Annotated in this window: 19 protein-coding genes; all 19 read right to left on the bottom strand. The window is 40.4% G+C overall.

Translation table 11 applies throughout. The features are described from left to right. Positions 1 to 386 (bottom strand): 30S ribosomal protein S9 (rpsI, locus tag ACGLXV_RS16495; RefSeq protein WP_391559489.1); only part of this gene is annotated, 386 nt, incomplete at its 3' end. A 19-nt stretch (positions 387 to 405) separates the two neighbouring features. Continuing rightward, on the bottom strand, positions 406 to 843 hold the full coding sequence (gene rplM / locus ACGLXV_RS16490; protein WP_066058483.1) for a 50S ribosomal protein L13: 438 nt from the start codon (positions 841 to 843) through the stop codon (positions 406 to 408). A 251-nt stretch (positions 844 to 1,094) separates the two neighbouring features. Further along, positions 1,095 to 1,835 (bottom strand): tRNA pseudouridine(38-40) synthase TruA, encoded by a 741-nt coding sequence (gene truA, locus ACGLXV_RS16485; protein ID WP_119706288.1) that lies wholly within the window; start codon positions 1,833 to 1,835, stop codon positions 1,095 to 1,097. 13 nt (positions 1,836 to 1,848) lie between these two features. Beyond that, positions 1,849 to 2,643, bottom strand: coding sequence for an energy-coupling factor transporter transmembrane component T family protein (locus ACGLXV_RS16480; RefSeq protein ID WP_119706287.1), 795 nt, complete (start codon positions 2,641 to 2,643; stop codon positions 1,849 to 1,851). Further along, positions 2,644 to 3,510: an energy-coupling factor ABC transporter ATP-binding protein gene (locus tag ACGLXV_RS16475; RefSeq protein WP_119706286.1), complete on the bottom strand. Its 867-nt coding sequence runs from the start codon at positions 3,508 to 3,510 to the stop codon at positions 2,644 to 2,646. It abuts the gene before it with no gap. Then, entirely contained in the window at positions 3,486 to 4,334 is an 849-nt protein-coding gene (locus ACGLXV_RS16470) for an energy-coupling factor ABC transporter ATP-binding protein (RefSeq protein WP_391559488.1), read from the bottom strand. Before ACGLXV_RS16470 ends, ACGLXV_RS16475 begins: the two co-directional genes overlap by 25 nt. Positions 4,335 to 4,713: 379 nt before the next feature. Then, complete coding sequence (rplQ, locus tag ACGLXV_RS16465) at positions 4,714 to 5,076, bottom strand: 50S ribosomal protein L17 (RefSeq protein ID WP_066058495.1); 363 nt, start codon at positions 5,074 to 5,076, stop codon at positions 4,714 to 4,716. 77 nt (positions 5,077 to 5,153) lie between these two features. Further along, positions 5,154 to 6,098: a DNA-directed RNA polymerase subunit alpha gene (locus ACGLXV_RS16460; RefSeq protein WP_066058497.1), complete on the bottom strand. Its 945-nt coding sequence runs from the start codon at positions 6,096 to 6,098 to the stop codon at positions 5,154 to 5,156. A gap of 172 nt (positions 6,099 to 6,270) precedes the next feature. Beyond that, entirely contained in the window at positions 6,271 to 6,660 is a 390-nt protein-coding gene (gene rpsK, locus ACGLXV_RS16455; RefSeq protein WP_066058500.1) for a 30S ribosomal protein S11, read from the bottom strand. 21 nt (positions 6,661 to 6,681) lie between these two features. Further along, on the bottom strand, positions 6,682 to 7,047 hold the full coding sequence (gene rpsM, locus ACGLXV_RS16450) for a 30S ribosomal protein S13 (protein WP_119706284.1): 366 nt from the start codon (positions 7,045 to 7,047) through the stop codon (positions 6,682 to 6,684). Between the two features lie 23 nt (positions 7,048 to 7,070). Then, a complete protein-coding gene (gene rpmJ / locus ACGLXV_RS16445; protein ID WP_000868344.1) occupies positions 7,071 to 7,184 on the bottom strand; it encodes a 50S ribosomal protein L36 in 114 nt (37 codons plus the stop codon). 36 nt (positions 7,185 to 7,220) lie between these two features. After that, a complete protein-coding gene (gene infA, locus ACGLXV_RS16440; RefSeq protein WP_019157108.1) occupies positions 7,221 to 7,439 on the bottom strand; it encodes a translation initiation factor IF-1 in 219 nt (72 codons plus the stop codon). A gap of 203 nt (positions 7,440 to 7,642) precedes the next feature. Beyond that, positions 7,643 to 8,389 carry a type I methionyl aminopeptidase gene (map, locus tag ACGLXV_RS16435; protein WP_391559487.1) on the bottom strand — a complete coding sequence of 249 codons (747 nt, stop codon included), beginning with the start codon at positions 8,387 to 8,389 and terminating at the stop codon, positions 7,643 to 7,645. Further along, positions 8,390 to 9,040, bottom strand: a complete 651-nt coding sequence (locus tag ACGLXV_RS16430; protein WP_119706282.1) for an adenylate kinase — start codon at positions 9,038 to 9,040, stop codon at positions 8,390 to 8,392. Positions 9,041 to 9,098: 58 nt separating this feature from the next. Then, positions 9,099 to 10,391: a preprotein translocase subunit SecY gene (gene secY / locus ACGLXV_RS16425; RefSeq protein WP_119706281.1), complete on the bottom strand. Its 1,293-nt coding sequence runs from the start codon at positions 10,389 to 10,391 to the stop codon at positions 9,099 to 9,101. Then, positions 10,391 to 10,831, bottom strand: a complete 441-nt coding sequence (rplO, locus tag ACGLXV_RS16420; protein WP_066058511.1) for a 50S ribosomal protein L15 — start codon at positions 10,829 to 10,831, stop codon at positions 10,391 to 10,393. Before rplO ends, secY begins: the two co-directional genes overlap by 1 nt. Before the next feature lie 34 nt (positions 10,832 to 10,865). After that, positions 10,866 to 11,048, bottom strand: coding sequence for a 50S ribosomal protein L30 (gene rpmD / locus ACGLXV_RS16415; protein WP_119706280.1), 183 nt, complete (start codon positions 11,046 to 11,048; stop codon positions 10,866 to 10,868). A gap of 14 nt (positions 11,049 to 11,062) precedes the next feature. After that, positions 11,063 to 11,563, bottom strand: a complete 501-nt coding sequence (gene rpsE, locus ACGLXV_RS16410; RefSeq protein WP_066058517.1) for a 30S ribosomal protein S5 — start codon at positions 11,561 to 11,563, stop codon at positions 11,063 to 11,065. Between the two features lie 24 nt (positions 11,564 to 11,587). Then, complete coding sequence (gene rplR, locus ACGLXV_RS16405) at positions 11,588 to 11,950, bottom strand: 50S ribosomal protein L18 (RefSeq protein ID WP_066058521.1); 363 nt, start codon at positions 11,948 to 11,950, stop codon at positions 11,588 to 11,590. Positions 11,951 to 11,982 lie beyond the last annotated feature (32 nt).

Raw genomic sequence — 11,982 nt, 5'->3', positions numbered from 1 at the left:
TTTGAGAACTGAGGTGCACGACGAGCGCCTTTAAGACCGTATTTTTTACGTTCTTTCATACGAGCGTCACGAGTTAATAATCCAGCACGCTTAAGTGTTGGACGGTATTCTGGGTCAACGTTTAGTAACGCACGAGCGATACCGTGGCGGATAGCGCCAGCTTGACCAGTGTAACCTCCACCATTAACGTTAACAAGAATATCATAGCTACCTAGAGTTTCTGTTGCGTTTAATGGTTGCTTTACTACTTCACGTAGTGCTTCGAATGGAATGTAATCAGTGATGTCACGATCGTTGATTGTAATTTTACCGCTGCCTGGAACTAGACGAACACGTGCAACGGAGCTTTTACGACGACCAGTACCAATGTATTGAACCTGTGCCAATATAATACCCTCCCTTTAATTATCCACGAAGTTCGTAAACTTCAGGTTGTTGTGCTTGGTGCGGATGCTCGCTACCAGCGTATACGTGTAACTTTCTGAACATTTGACGACCTAAAGAATTTTTAGGAAGCATGCCTTTAATAGCAAGCTCTAACATTCTTTCAGCGTAGTTTGTACGCATTTCAAGAGCCGTTCTAGTTTTTAAACCACCTGGGTGCATAGTGTGGCGGTAGTAGATCTTGTCAGTTAACTTCTTACCAGTTAACTCGATCTTTGAAGCATTGATTAGAATTACGTTATCACCAGTGTCAACATGTGGTGTGAAAGTTGGTTTATGTTTTCCACGTAGAATTGATGCAACTTCTGAAGCAAGACGTCCAAGAGTTTTGCCTTCTGCATCAATCACGTACCATTTACGTTCAATATTGTTTGAATTAGCCATAAACGTTGTACGCATTGAATAGTTCCCTCCTAAATTATACATTCATAAAATTTGTTCTGGCATGCTTTCCACACGTGTTCCGACATGTGTTCAGTCATGATTTACGTATATCTCGACATAATAAGTTAACGGGGCTTATCATGGGATTAAAATACATACATTTGATATCATATACTGCTTCAGCCCTGATGTCAAGGAAATGTTACACCAGGATTAGTTGTCATAGAAATTTTTTTAATAATCTTTTCTACTTTATAACTACGATTCTACTCATAAAACACTTCCCAAAGGTATAACCCTTGTGGGGGTGCTGTTTTTCCTGCAAAGGTTCGGTCTCTCTTTTCGATTATCCCTGGGATAGAGTCGGGCGAAATTTCCCCATTTCCTACCTGTATAAGGGTTCCAACAATGATACGAACCATATTATAAAGAAATCCATTTCCTCGAAAGCGGAGGACCAGCTGTTCACCTTCAGAAGAAATATCTAGATCGTAAATCGTTCTTACACGATCCACGACCTCTGTCTTCGCGGAACAAAAGCTAGTAAAATCATACTCACCAATAAAATGGACACAAGCCTCTTTCATGCTATCTAGGTCCAATGGGAAGGGGAAATGATACGAATAATTTCTTTGAAATGGATCACGAATTTTTCGATTATCAATAAAATATCGATATTCTTTTCCACCTGCATCAAAACGCGCATGAAAGTCTTGATTCACTTCTTCTACCGCCAAAATGGCAATCTCATTAGGTAAAGCTGCATGTAACGCTAGTTGCCACTTTGATAAGGGTATGTTTAGATTCGAATCAAAATGAATAACCTGACCCTTTGCATGCACTCCGGCATCTGTCCGACCGGAAGCCGTCACCTTTACTTGTCTGCCTTTGTGGAGCTTTTTAAGGGCTGCCTCAAGCTCTGATTGAACCGTACGCTTATTAGGCTGTACCTGATAGCCATGAAATGCGGTCCCGTCATAAGATATCTTACACTTATATCTCTTCATGAGTATCACACCTCTACGCTCGTAATACCGCTAGTAAAGCCGTAACTAGCCCTAAGGCCAACAGCATGGAGGTATCTCTGGCGCCCCAGCTTAATTGCCGATACTTTGTTCTTCCCTCACCACCACGGTATCCCCTTGCCTCCATCGCAATAGCGAGCTCCTCCGCCCGTTTAAACGATGAAATAAACAGAGGGATTAGCAATGGGATAATTGCCTTGACACGGTCCTTTACAGGTCCTCCAGTGAAGTCGACACCCCGAGCAGACTGAGCTTTCATAATTTTGTCTGTCTCTTGCATAAGAGTGGGAATGAACCTTAGGGAGATGGACATCATTAACGCAAGTTCATGAACCGGAAATTTAATTCTCTTTAACGGTCCAAGAAGCTCTTCTAACCCATCTGTTATCTCAATAGGTGTCGTTGTTAACGTTAAAAGAGAAGTCATGAGAATAAGCAAAAAGAATCGCACGGAAATAAAAAGACCTTGCTTGATTCCTTCTTCATACACTTCTATCCAACCCCACTGAAATAGAAGATTCCCTTCCTTTGTTAAAAATAGATGAAGAAACAATGTAAATACAACTAACCACAATACCGGCTTTAATCCTGCCAATAAAAATCGGAGAGATATTTTTGATAAAGAAAGCATGATCATGGTATACACAAGTAGAGTTCCATATGTTAAGGCGTTATTGGCTAAAAACACGACACATACAAATAAAAAAATTAGAACTAATTTTGAACGAGGATCCATACGATGCAACACAGAATCTGCAGGAATATATCGACCAAATATCATTTTATCCATCTATTTAGCTCCTCCCTGCAGATGTTTGACAATCGTTTCAGATAATTCTTCGATAGTTAAACAAGTTTTCCCTAGAGATTGTCCAAACTCAGCCTCAAACTTTCTCTGAAAGCGAACAACTTCTGGAACATCAAGTCCAAGCTCAAACAGTCCCTCAGGGTCACTAAAAATCTCTGTTGGATTTCCTTTCCTGTATACACGACCTTGGTGCATAATAGCAATCTGATCAGCATAAAGGGCTGCATCCTCCATACTATGAGTAACAAGAATCGTAGAAAGGTTTCGTTCCTTATGCAATGAATAAAACATATCCATTATTTCTTTTCTTCCACGAGGATCTAATCCTGCAGTTGGCTCGTCTAGTACAATAACATCCGGTTGCATGGCAAGAACTCCGGCGATGGCTACCCTTCTCATCTGTCCTCCTGATAGGTCAAAAGGGGACTTTTGAAGAATTCCCTCCTGTAAGCCTACTTGACGAGTTGCAACCTTTGCCCGTTCCTTTGCCTCTGATTCAGAGACACCAAAATTCATTGGTCCAAAGCATATATCCTTTTCTACTGTTTCTTCAAACAGCTGGTGCTCAGGAAATTGAAAAACAATACCGACCCTTTTTCTTACTTCTTTTAGATTTTTTTGCTTTTTATCGCTTGTAATTACTCGATCACCAATCAGAACCTTGCCACCCGTGGGTTTTAACAAGGCGTTTAAATGCTGAATAACGGTGGATTTTCCAGAACCCGTATGCCCAATGATCGCTAAAAAAGTTCCTGCTTTTATTTCAATGGAGACATCTACTAAAGCAAGACGTTCAAAGGGTGTATTTGCTTGATATTTGTATTCTACTTCTTGGAGTGAGATGTCCATAATTGTTTCACCAACTCTTCTTCTGATAGAAAATGTTTATCTAAGGGCATGCCTAACTCTTTTAACTTCTTGCTCAATTTCACGGAAAAAGGAATATCCAATCCTAATGAAATGAGCTCTTCTTCGAGCTGGAAAATTTCCTTTGGAGTACCTTCCTTATATACCTGTCCTCTATTCATAACAATCATTCGATCAGCCTTGGCAGCTTCCTCTAAATCATGTGTAATAGATACAACGGTTAAATCATTATCACTTTTAAGCTCTCGAATCGTTTCTAGAACCTGTTCGCGCCCTTTTGGGTCAAGCATAGAGGTAGCCTCATCTAAAACGATAATAGCCGGTTTTAGAGCTAATACAGAAGCTATAGCTACTCGCTGCTTTTGTCCACCTGATAGATGATGAGGTTCTTGTAATAGAAACTGACTCATCTTTACTTGCTCTAGTGCTTCCTGTACTCGGATAATCATTTCCTCCCGAGGAACTCCATGATTCTCAAGTCCAAATGCTACATCATCCTGAACGGTAGTACCAACAAACTGATTATCCGGATTTTGGAATACCATACCAACCATTTTCCTTGTATCCCATACCGTTTCTTCAGATATCTTCGTTCCACCAATTGTAATGGAACCTTTTTCAGCAAACTGAAGACCATTTAAAAGCTTCGCAAGCGTTGACTTACCAGATCCATTATGACCTACAATGGCAAGCCATTCGCCCTTATTTATGTTAAAGGAGACATCATTTAATGCGTACTCCTCTTGAAGATCATATTTAAAAGAGACATTCTCAATCTGAACGATGGATGCTACCAAATTACTCATCTCCTCTCGACTACCATGTCTTATCTATAAGAAAAACCCTTTTATTATAAAGAAAACTCGCCAATCTTGGCGAGCTTTGAAAGTGAAGACACGGACCATTCACCGTAAAAATATAAAAATAATATGTATGATGGCATGAATGAATGTCTCATTGACTTCTTATTTCAATGCTCTTTCCTAAATAAAGCCTGCGCCTCCTCTTCATTCCAAATGGGAGCGAGGCGCATGAGCTAGACGAGAAGTGAAAACATATAAATACACCCTCATCGTAACACTCGTTGGGCTTAAAACTTTAGATAGTCAACGGCTCATTACAGCAAAAGGGCAAGAACAAGTTCCTGTGTAAACTGTCCTTCACCCTTGTTGTCTGTACTAGCTATTAAACTAATTCGATTATTACCATTGGAGCTCCGTCTCCACGACGTGGTCCAAGTTTCATGATTCTAGTGTAACCGCCTTGACGCTCTTCGTAACGACCAGCGATGTCACTGAATAATTTTTGAACAGCATCTTGGTTAGTTTCAGCGTTAGCTACCTCGTGACGAACGTAAGCAGATGCTTGACGACGAGCATGAAGGTCCCCACGCTTACCAAGAGTAATCATTTTCTCAACTACTGAACGAAGTTCTTTAGCACGAGCTTCAGTTGTTTCAATACGCTCATTAATGATTAAGTCTGTTGTTAAATCACGTAACATAGCTTTACGTTGAGCACTAGTGCGTCCTAACTTTCTGTATCCCATGAAAGTTTCCCTCCTTTGTTGAAGTCATTTATCTCTAGTTGCTTAAGACTTGGAATGGTAAAAGGTTTGACCTAAGATCAATCGTCTTTACGTAATCCTAATCCAAGCTCTTCAAGTTTGTGTTTTACTTCCTCAAGAGACTTACGACCTAAGTTACGTACCTTCATCATGTCCTCTTCTGTCTTGTTAGCAAGCTCTTGAACAGTATTGATGCCAGCACGCTTTAAGCAGTTGTATGAACGAACGGATAGATCCAATTCTTCAATCGTCATCTCAAGTACTTTTTCTTTTTGATCTTCTTCTTTTTCAACCATGATCTCAGCATTTTGTGCTTCATCAGTTAAACCAACGAAGATGTTTAAATGCTCAGTTAAGATTTTCGCTCCAAGTGCAACAGCATCTTGAGGACCAGTGCTTCCATCAGTCCATACATCGAAAGTTAACTTATCATAGTTAGTCATTTGACCGACACGAGTGTTTTCTACTTGGTAGACAACACGTGAAACTGGAGTGTAGATGGAGTCGATTGGAATAACACCGATTGGTTGATCCTCTCTCTTGTTCTGATCAGCAGGTGTATACCCTCTTCCACGCTTAGCAGTTAAGCGCATGCGAAGATTGCCGTTCGAACCAAGGGTCGCAATGTGTAGATCCGGGTTTAATATCTCGACATCACTGTCATGAGTTACGTCAGCCGCAGTCACTACTCCCTCACCTTGCACATCAATTTCAAGCGTCTTCTCTTCATCAGAGTAGATTTTCAGTGCCAGTTTCTTAATATTTAAAATAATAGAAGTAACATCTTCTACGACGCCTTCAATTGTTGAGAATTCATGAAGCACCCCATCGACTTGAATCGATGTGACCGCCGCACCTGGGAGTGACGACAATAGGATACGACGTAAGGAGTTACCCAAAGTAGTACCATATCCACGTTCTAGTGGTTCTACGACGAACTTCCCGTACTTGGCATCATCGCTGATCTCAACCGTTTCGATTTTTGGTTTTTCTATTTCGATCATCAAATATACCCTCCTTCAAAACGTCGAAACCTCGGTTAGGTTTGTTTAACCGAAATTCCCCCTGTATACGTTCCCGCTTGTGCACAACAACTGGAAAAATGATCCTGTATAAACGTATAAAGTTCTTATCATATCCCATTATAGACAGGGATTTTTTTTCTATACAGAAAAATTATACACGACGACGTTTTGGTGGACGACATCCGTTATGAGGAACTGGAGTTACGTCTCTAATAGCAGTAACTTCTAGACCAGCAGCTTGAAGAGCACGGATAGCAGCTTCACGTCCTGCACCAGGTCCTTTAACTGTTACTTCTAAAGTTTTCATTCCATGTTCCATAGATGTTTTAGCTGCTGTTTCAGCTGCCATTTGCGCTGCAAAAGGAGTAGATTTACGAGAACCTTTAAATCCTAATGAACCAGCACTAGACCATGAAAGAGCATTTCCATGAACATCTGTGATTGTTACGATCGTGTTATTGAATGTAGAACGGATATGAGCAATCCCTTGTTCAATATTCTTTTTTACACGACGCTTACGAGTATTAGTTTTACGAGCCATTTAAAGTACCTCCTTTACCGATTATTTCTTCTTGTTAGCTACAGTCTTACGTGGACCTTTACGAGTACGTGCATTGTTCTTCGTGTTTTGACCGCGAACTGGTAAGCCACGACGATGACGAAGACCACGGTATGAACCGATTTCCATTAAACGCTTGATGTTTAATGAAATTTCACGACGAAGGTCACCTTCAACTTTTAATTTATCAACGATGTCACGGATTTTGTTAAGTTCTTCTTCCGTTAAATCACGCACACGAGTCTCTTCTGAAACACCAGCTTCAGCCAATACCTTTTGTGCAGTATTTTTCCCAATACCATAGATGTAAGTTAATGAGATTACTACACGCTTTTCACGTGGAATATCTACACCTGCAATACGTGCCATTTACTAGAGCACCTCCCTCATTATTAGCCTTGTTTTTGTTTATGCTTAGGGTTTTCACAAATAACCATAACTTTGCCGCGTCTACGGATAACTTTACACTTTTCGCAGATCGGCTTAACAGATGGTCTCACTTTCATTATCCTAACCTCCTTGATATTACGGAGTGCAACAGATTATTTAAAGCGGTAAGTAATTCTTCCGCGTGTTAAGTCATATGGGGATAGCTCAACAGTTACTTTGTCACCAGGCAAAATACGGATGAAGTGCATACGAATTTTACCGGAAACATGAGCTAGTACTGTATGACCATTTTCTAATTCTACCTTAAACATAGCGTTAGGCAAAGTTTCAAGAACCGTACCTTCAATTTCAATTACATCATCTTTCGCCATAGAACTAGTCTCCCTTCTACTCATCAGTTACATGATCCATTAAATACTTACTGAAAGAAATCGTAGCTTTCCAATGCAACACGACCGGTTAATACACTACAATTTTCTAGCAACCTTATAATTATAGCATATTAAAAAGGATTTGCCCAATTTTAATAATTAAAATATTACTAAACACTTGACAGTTCCCTTGGCTTTACAAGTTAAGCTTTTGTAAGAATTTCAAAACCCGTTTCAGTGATAGCAATTGTATGTTCAAAGTGAGCACACATACTCCCATCTACTGTAACAACGGTCCAATCGTCAGCTAAAGTTTTAACATAACGACTTCCTGCATTCACCATCGGCTCAACCGCTAGTACCATCCCAGGTTTTAAACGCGGGCCTTTATTAGGTGGACCATAATGTGGAATTTGTGGATCCTCATGTAAGTCTTGCCCTATTCCGTGCCCTACATACTCGCGCACAACTGAAAACCCGTTTGCTTCCACATAAGTTTGAATCGCGTGGGAGATGTTCGACAGACGATCACCTGGCTTAGCTTCATTAAGTCCCTTGTACAAGGATTCCTCCGTAACATCTAATAGACGCTGTGTCTCCTCATCAATAGAACCTACCGCATAAGTCCAAGCAGAATCACCATGATAGCCATTATACTCAGCACCGATATCAATACTGATAATATCACCGTTGTTCAATACACGATTCCCAGGAATACCATGTACCAGTTCTTCATTTACGGAAGCACAAATGCTGCCTGTAAATCCGTTATAACCCTTAAAAGACGGTATTGCATCATGCTTTCTTATAAAAGCTTCAGCAATTTTATCCAGTTCTTTTGTAGTTATACCGGGAACGATATACTTTTTTAACTCCTGGTGTGTAAGTGCAACGATGCGACCAGCTTCACGCATTATTTCAATCTCACGCGGAGTCTTGCAAATAATCATTTACGCAAGCTCCCGAAGAAGGCTGTCAATATCATTGAAAACTTCATTAATATCTTGTTGACCATTAATATTTTTCAAGTAACCTTTTGTCTCATAAAAATGAAGCAAAGGTTCAGATTGTTGAATATTAACTTCTAAACGGTTATGAACTGTTTCTTCGTTATCATCTGCACGCTGGTAAAGCTCTCCGCCACAACGGTCACATGTATCTTCCTTTGCAGGAGGATTGAAAACCAAGTGATAAGTTGCTCCACATTCTTTACAAATACGACGACCAGTTAAACGTTCCATCAGAATACTTTGGTCTACATCAATATTTAAACAGTAATCAATTTTCTTATTTAATCCAGTAAGCATATTCTCTAGCGCTTCTGCTTGAGCAACAGTTCTAGGAAAACCATCAAGTAAGAATCCTTTTTGACAGTCATCTTTACTTAATCTTTCACGAACAATACCAATTGTTACTTCATCTGGAACAAGTGCTCCTTGATCCATGAAAGATTTAGCTTTTAAACCTAGTTCTGTTCCTTCCTTCATAGCAGCACGGAACATATCTCCTGTCGAGATATGAGGGATAGAATATTTTTCAACGATTTTTTCAGCTTGAGTGCCTTTTCCCGCACCTGGCAGCCCCATCAAAACTAAATTCACTCTGGCTCCCCCTCAGTCTCTAAAACGGCGTTTGGGAACAGTTGTCCCCAAATCCGAATTATTTTATAAAACCTTTATAGTGACGCTTAACAAGCTGAGCTTCAAGCTGTTTCATTGTTTCGAGGGCAACCCCGATAACGATAAGCAAGCTCGTTCCACCAATTTGAGCAGATTCCGGAAGACCCGCAAACTTCACAAAAAAGACTGGAAGTATGGCAATGGCTGCTAAGAACAGCGCACCAACAAATGTTAAGCGGTATAATACGCGCGTTAAATATTCTTGAGTGTTCTTACCTGGGCGAATTCCTGGAATATACCCACCCTGCTTCTTCAAGTTCTCAGCAACTTGTTCTGGGTTTACTTGAATGAATGCATAGAAATATGTGAACGCAATAATTAGCGCACAATAGATCAACATTCCAATTGGATGTGTATAATCAAAAATTCGTTCAATCCAAATCGTTACACTATTTTGCTCAAAGAACTGTGCAATTGTTCTAGGAGTGATAATAAACGATACCGCAAAGATAACAGGGATAACACCAGCTGCATTCACCTTTAAAGGCAAGTGAGTGGATTGTCCCGCAGGCGATGTGCCAGCAGTCATTTTCTTTGCATATTGAATTGGGATTTTACGTAAAGCTTGTTGAATAAAAATGGTTCCAACAATAATCGCAATTACAGCTAAAACAATCAACAGAACTGTTACGATATTTAAGAAAAGCTTATCACCAGCATCTTCAAATTGCTGTGCATAGATTTGGTTGGCTATATTCGGAATGCTAGCAACGATACCAGCAAAGATGATAATCGAAATACCATTTCCGACTCCTTTTGAAGTGATTTGTTCACCTAACCATAAAAGGAAAGCCGTTCCGCCTGTTAATACAGTTGCGATTAGAAGATACGTTCCGATGCCAGGCTTCTCAATCAATAATCCACCAGCAAGATTATTAAAACCATAAGACATTCCGAACGCTTGAATAAATCCAAGTACGATCGTAAAGTAGCGGGTAAACTGAGCAAGCTTACGACGACCTACATCTCCTTGCTTTGACCACTCCGTAAACTTCGGTACTACATCCATCTGTAAAAGTTGAATGATAATAGACGCTGTAATATACGGCATGATACCCATGGCAAGGATAGAGAAGTTGCTAAGTGCTCCCCCACCAAATGTATTCAGTACTCCAAATACACTAAGTTGATCTTGTGCTTTTAAAATATCGGTATTTACATGTGGAACAGGAATAAATGTCCCGATTCTAAATACAATCAACATTAAAAGGGTGAATATGATTTTTCGTCTTATATCACCCACGCGCATAAAATTGGAGATTGTCTGAAACATTAAATCACCTCAGTTTGACCGCCGGCAGCTTCGATAGCTTCCTTTGCAGCAGAGGAGAATTTATGAGCTTTTACAGTAAGCTTTTTCTCAACATTGCCTTTAGCAAGAATCTTGATTCCTGCTTTTTCACTGCTAACCACACCAGTTTCAATAAGAAGTTCTGGAGTAACTTCAGTTCCGTCTTCGAAACGGTTAAGTGCATCAAGGTTTACAATAGCGTATTCCTTGCGGTTGATGTTGGTAAATCCACGTTTAGGTAAACGTTGGAATAAAGGTGTTTGACCACCCTCGAAGCCAGGACGTACACCGCCACCAGAACGAGCATTTTGACCTTTATGACCTTTACCAGCAGTTTTACCTTGCCCAGAACCGATACCACGTCCAAGACGCTTGCGCTCACGACGAGAACCCTCTGCAGGTTTTAATTCATGAAGTTTCATATTGGCACCTCCTTATTAAAAGAAAAAAATCGATTTATTTTTCTACAACTGTTACAAGGTGGGCAACTTTATTGATCATACCGCGAATAGCAGCATTATCTTGTTGCTCAACAGTTTGGTGAATTTTACGTAAACCAAGTGCTTTAACAGTTTCTTTTTGATCTTGTGGACGACCAATCACACTGCGAGTGAGGGTAATTTCTAATTTATTAGCCATTATCTTTCCCTCCCTTAACCTAACAGTTCTTCTACTGATTTTCCACGCAATTTAGCTACGTCTTCAGCACGTTTTAGTTGTTTTAAACCGTCCAAAGTTGCACGAACCATGTTAATTGGTGTGTTAGTACCTAAAGATTTTGATAAGATATCAGCTACACCAGCTAATTCTAGTACCGCACGAACTGGACCACCAGCGATAACCCCAGTACCTTCAGAAGCAGGCTTTAGAAGGATTTCACCAGCACCGAAGTGTCCGATTACTTGGTGTGGAATCGTAGTACCAACCATTGGTACCTCGATTAAGTTTTTCTTAGCATCTTCAATTGCTTTACGGATTGCATCTGGTACTTCTTGAGCTTTACCAGTACCAAAGCCAACGTGGCCGTTTTTGTCACCTACTACTACTAGAGCAGAGAAACGGAAACGACGTCCACCTTTAACAACTTTCGCAACACGGTTAACCGTAACTACGCGTTCTTCAAGTTCAAGTTTGTTTGGATCAATACGACGCATCTTTTTGTGTCCCTCCTTTGTCTATTAAAATTCTAAGCCGTTTTCACGAGCAGCATCTGCTAGTGCTTTCACGCGTCCATGATATAAGTATCCTCCACGATCGAAAACAACAGCTTTAACGCCTTTTTCTACAGCACGCTTTGCAACTAATTCTCCGACCTTAACCGCTGCATCAACGTTACCAGTAGATTCAAGACCGATTTCTTTATCTAAAGTTGAAGCACTCGCTAAAGTTACTCCACTTACATCGTCAATTAGTTGTGCATAAATGTGCTTGCTTGAACGGAACACATTTAGACGAGGACGAGCTGCAGTACCGCTAAGTTTTGAACGCACACGTGCGTGTCTTTTCTTACGCGTTGCATTTTTGTCAGCCTTCGTAATCATTTTGGTCACTCCTTTCGTTTACCCCTTAGGGC

Origin of the sequence: Robertmurraya sp. (assembly GCF_036676585.1) — a bacterium.
Classification (GTDB): domain Bacteria; phylum Bacillota; class Bacilli; order Bacillales; family Cytobacillaceae; genus Robertmurraya_A.
Note: the sequence above shows the minus strand (reverse complement) of the source record. Positions and strands in the feature narration are given on the sequence as shown.

Coding starts and splice junctions, on each gene's coding strand:
- rplM (WP_066058483.1), bottom strand. CDS start 843: ATGCGTACAACGTTTATGGCTAATTCAAACAATATTGAACGTAAATGG.
- truA (WP_119706288.1), bottom strand. CDS start 1,835: ATGAAGAGATATAAGTGTAAGATATCTTATGACGGGACCGCATTTCAT.
- ACGLXV_RS16480 (WP_119706287.1), bottom strand. CDS start 2,643: ATGGATAAAATGATATTTGGTCGATATATTCCTGCAGATTCTGTGTTG.
- ACGLXV_RS16475 (WP_119706286.1), bottom strand. CDS start 3,510: ATGGACATCTCACTCCAAGAAGTAGAATACAAATATCAAGCAAATACA.
- ACGLXV_RS16470 (WP_391559488.1), bottom strand. CDS start 4,334: ATGAGTAATTTGGTAGCATCCATCGTTCAGATTGAGAATGTCTCTTTT.
- rplQ (WP_066058495.1), bottom strand. CDS start 5,076: ATGGGATACAGAAAGTTAGGACGCACTAGTGCTCAACGTAAAGCTATG.
- ACGLXV_RS16460 (WP_066058497.1), bottom strand. CDS start 6,098: ATGATCGAAATAGAAAAACCAAAAATCGAAACGGTTGAGATCAGCGAT.
- rpsK (WP_066058500.1), bottom strand. CDS start 6,660: ATGGCTCGTAAAACTAATACTCGTAAGCGTCGTGTAAAAAAGAATATT.
- rpsM (WP_119706284.1), bottom strand. CDS start 7,047: ATGGCACGTATTGCAGGTGTAGATATTCCACGTGAAAAGCGTGTAGTA.
- rpmJ (WP_000868344.1), bottom strand. CDS start 7,184: ATGAAAGTGAGACCATCTGTTAAGCCGATCTGCGAAAAGTGTAAAGTT.
- infA (WP_019157108.1), bottom strand. CDS start 7,439: ATGGCGAAAGATGATGTAATTGAAATTGAAGGTACGGTTCTTGAAACT.
- map (WP_391559487.1), bottom strand. CDS start 8,389: ATGATTATTTGCAAGACTCCGCGTGAGATTGAAATAATGCGTGAAGCT.
- secY (WP_119706281.1), bottom strand. CDS start 10,391: ATGTTTCAGACAATCTCCAATTTTATGCGCGTGGGTGATATAAGACGA.
- rplO (WP_066058511.1), bottom strand. CDS start 10,831: ATGAAACTTCATGAATTAAAACCTGCAGAGGGTTCTCGTCGTGAGCGC.
- rpmD (WP_119706280.1), bottom strand. CDS start 11,048: ATGGCTAATAAATTAGAAATTACCCTCACTCGCAGTGTGATTGGTCGT.
- rpsE (WP_066058517.1), bottom strand. CDS start 11,563: ATGCGTCGTATTGATCCAAACAAACTTGAACTTGAAGAACGCGTAGTT.
- rplR (WP_066058521.1), bottom strand. CDS start 11,950: ATGATTACGAAGGCTGACAAAAATGCAACGCGTAAGAAAAGACACGCA.